This is a genomic window from Pseudoxanthobacter sp. (assembly GCF_036822375.1).
In the GTDB taxonomy this organism is placed as follows: domain Bacteria; phylum Pseudomonadota; class Alphaproteobacteria; order Rhizobiales; family Segnochrobactraceae; genus Pseudoxanthobacter.
The window spans coordinates 1-2,589 of record NZ_DAISHT010000334.1; the positions used below are offsets into that span (position 1 = coordinate 1).

General features: G+C 64.9%; 3 protein-coding genes. All 3 read left to right on the forward strand.

Features of this window, described 5'->3' with window-relative positions:
- Window positions 1–533 (forward strand): 50S ribosomal protein L9 (gene rplI, locus V7067_RS17290; RefSeq protein WP_334177125.1); only part of this gene is annotated, 533 nt, incomplete at its 5' end.
- 193 nt (window positions 534–726) lie between these two features.
- Window positions 727–1,986, forward strand: coding sequence for a cyclopropane-fatty-acyl-phospholipid synthase family protein (locus V7067_RS17295; protein WP_334177126.1), 1,260 nt, complete (start codon window positions 727–729; stop codon window positions 1,984–1,986).
- Between the two features lie 197 nt (window positions 1,987–2,183).
- The coding region (locus V7067_RS17300; RefSeq protein ID WP_334177127.1) for a glycoside hydrolase family 19 protein at window positions 2,184–2,589 on the forward strand (406 nt) is incomplete at its 3' end.

Sequence of the window (2,589 nt, forward strand, 5' to 3'; positions counted from 1 at the left end):
TCGGCCAGATGGGTGATCTGGTGCGCGTGCGCGATGGTTTCGCCCGCAACTTCCTGCTGCCGCAGGGCAAGGCGCTGCGCGCCACCGAAGCCAACCGCAAGCGCTTCGAGCGCGACCGCGAGTATCTCGAGGCGCGCAACCTTGAGCGCCGCAGCGAGGCCGAGGCCGTTGCCGAAAAGCTCAACGGCCAGTCGTTCATCGTCATCCGTCAGGCTGGCGAGACCGGTCAGCTCTACGGTTCGGTTTCGACCCGCGACATCGCCGATCTGGTGGATGCCGGCGGCTTTGCGATCACCCGCACGCAGGTGATCCTCAACCACCCGATCAAGACGATCGGCGTGCAGTCGGTCGACATCGCGCTGCACCCGGAAGTGCACGCCACGGTCAGCGTCAACGTCGCCCGTTCGGCCGACGAAGCCGCCCGTCAGGCGCGCGGCGAAGACCTGACCACCATCGAGGACGAATACGAGTTCGAGGTGGAGGAAGAGGAAACCGAAGGCGAGGAAGTCGCCGAGGAAGAAGCGCAGGCCTGAGGCCCGCCCCTTTCGCGGCACCGGCCGGCAGGCCGGTGCCGTTCACAATTGCGACAAGGGCGTGGCTTTTTTGTGCCGCGCCCTTTCTTTTTGCCTGCTTGCCTCTTGAGCATCGTCGCGAAACGGATACCATCGTCATTCCCCGATAACCCCGACGCCCTGTTTTTTCCGGCGGGCGCCTCGGAGAGTGCCGATGAACCGACTTCTGCAAGGCTATCTCACACGCTTCATGCGTGTCGGCAATCTTGAGTTCGTTGATCCGGCGGGGCAGACGTTCCGCTTCGGCGACGGCAGCGGTCCGCTTGTGCGGGTGCGCATCAAAGACCGCCGCACGGAATGGGCGCTGGCCCTGAACGCCGAGTTCGAGCTCGGCGAGGCGTTCATGGATGGCCGCGTGGATTTCGAGGCCGGCCGGATCTACGACTTCCTCGATCTGGTGCTGAGCAACGTGCCGAGCACGATGCCGACGACGTGGGCCAGAATGGTCTACCGCTGGCGCGTGCTGACGCGCCGCTGGCGCCAGCACAACCACAGCCGCGCCTCGCGCCGGAACGTCGCCCACCATTACGATCTGGATGCCCGGCTCTACCGGCTGTTCCTCGATTCCGACCGGCAATATTCGTGCGCCTATTTCGAAACGCCCGATGCCGATCTGGAAGCCGCCCAGCTTGCCAAGAAGCGCCATCTGGCCGCCAAGCTGCTGCTGGAACCCGGGCAGAAGCTGCTCGACATCGGCTGCGGCTGGGGCGGGCTCGGCCTCTATCTCGCGTCCATCGGCGGCGCCGACGTGACCGGCGTTACGCTTTCCGAGGAGCAGCACGGCATCGCCAACGAGCGCGCTGCGGCGCGCGGCATCGCCGATCAGGCCCGGTTCCTGCTGTCCGATTACCGCGCCCTCGACACGCAGTTCGACCGCATCGTCTCGGTCGGCATGTTCGAGCATGTCGGCGTCGGCCACTTCGACGAGTTCTTTGCCAAGGTCGGCCAGTTGCTGAAACCGGACGGCGTGATGGTGCTGCACTCCATCGGCCGGTTCGACGGGCCGGGCGATACCAACGCCTGGATCCAGAAATACATCTTCCCCGGTGGCTACATTCCGGCGCTGTCGGAGGTGCTGCCGGCCATCGAGCGCGCCGGCCTGAAGGTGACGGACATCGAGATCCTGCGCCTGCATTATGCCGAAACGCTGAAGGCATGGCGCGAGCGCTTCCTGGAGCACCGCGAGGAAGCCCGGGAACTCTATGACGAGCGGTTCTGCCGCATGTGGGAGTTTTATCTGGCCGGGTCCGAGACGGCGTTCCGCCATCAGGACATGATGAACTTCCAGATCCAGATCACCCGCAACCAGAATGCGGTGCCGCTGACCCGCGACTACATCACCCGGACCGAGGCGGACCTGCGCGTGCGCGAGCGCGATTATCTGCGCCCGCCGCTGCGCCTCGCCGGCGAATAGAATCCGGATCGCGGGCGGCGCCGTCACGGCGGCCGCGCGGCGGCCATCAGAGTCTTGCGGGGCGGGGATCGCGGATCCCTGCCCCGTTTGCGTTCGGGGCCTGCGCGGGCTGCCAGCCGCAATATGGGAAAATTATCCTTTCCTCAAAATGCAATCAATGGCATCATTGTTACATATAAACAACTACTGGTGATGTCATGTACAGTGAAGCCACACTCTTCAGCGCCATCGATGCCCCGCTCTTTCCCGGCGTGCTGAAGCCGGCCCAGCAGGAAGGCATCCGTACCATCATCGATTGCTGGCAGAAGGAAGCCGGTGCCGCGCCGGCTGCGGCCCTCGCCTATGTACTCGCCACCGCCTATCACGAGACGGCGACCACCATGCAGCCGATTGCCGAATATGGCGGCGATGCCTACAAGACCCGGCTTTATGACGTGAACGGCGACAACCCGCAGCGGGCGCGCAGGAACGGCAACGACAAGCCGGGCGACGGCATCCGCTATGCCGGCCGCGGCTATGTGCAGCTGACGTGGAAGACCAATTACCGCCATGCCGGCGAGCGGCTCGGCATCGACCTTGTCGCGCAGCCCGATCTGGCGCTCC

Bases quoted from the DNA above. Each gene is read 5' to 3' on its own strand.
- V7067_RS17295 (WP_334177126.1), top strand. From the start codon at position 727: ATGAACCGACTTCTGCAAGGCTATCTCACACGCTTCATGCGTGTCGGC.